Source organism: Pseudomonas entomophila (assembly GCF_013523165.1).
GTDB lineage: Bacteria > Pseudomonadota > Gammaproteobacteria > Pseudomonadales > Pseudomonadaceae > Aquipseudomonas > Aquipseudomonas entomophila_A.
The window spans coordinates 1-636 of sequence record NZ_JAAMQI010000057.1; the positions used below are offsets into that span (position 1 = coordinate 1).

The following is a 636-nucleotide window of genomic DNA, read 5'->3' on the forward strand; positions in this document are numbered from 1 at the left end:
CCCTGACCAACGCCCAAGGCTTGCCGGTCAGCGGCCATAACGGCCTGAGCTTCACCTTGACCGACGGCACCGTGGTCAAGGTCCCGGCTGGCAGCACCACCGGCACCGCGACCATCGTGGTGAAAGACGACGCCTATGTTGGCGGCCAAGCGGATATCGTCAACAAGCTGGTCTCGGTCAGCGGCGGTGACAACTTCGAGAAACTCACTCTCGGCGATGAGACGCGCATTACCACCGTCACCGACGAGCCAGGCACCCCAGGTAACCCAGGTACGCCGGGCGGTAACAACGGCGGCGACCTGCTGACCGTCGGCATCACGGCTGACCAGAGCAGCGTCAACGAGAACCAGCCAGCGACCTTCACCGTTACCACTAACCGTGTGCTGGAGCGTGACCTCAACGTCACCCTCAGCAACGGCGACACCGTGATTGTGAAAGCGGGCTCAACTACGGCCACTTACACCCTGGCCGCCCAGGGCGACGACGTCTTCAAAGATGGCGAAACTGTAAACCTGAGCGTGCAGAGCGCAGTCGATGCCGGTGGCAAAGGCTTCGAGAACCTGCAGCTGAGCACCACCCCAGCAACGTTGCAGATCACCGACACCACCAGCGAAGTCGTGGCAACACTGACCGCGG

General features: G+C 62.4%; 1 protein-coding gene. It reads left to right on the forward strand.

Going from position 1 to position 636, the window contains the following annotated elements:
• The coding region (locus tag G7Z99_RS19620; protein ID WP_375139177.1) for an immunoglobulin-like domain-containing protein at positions 1-636 on the forward strand (636 nt) is incomplete at both ends.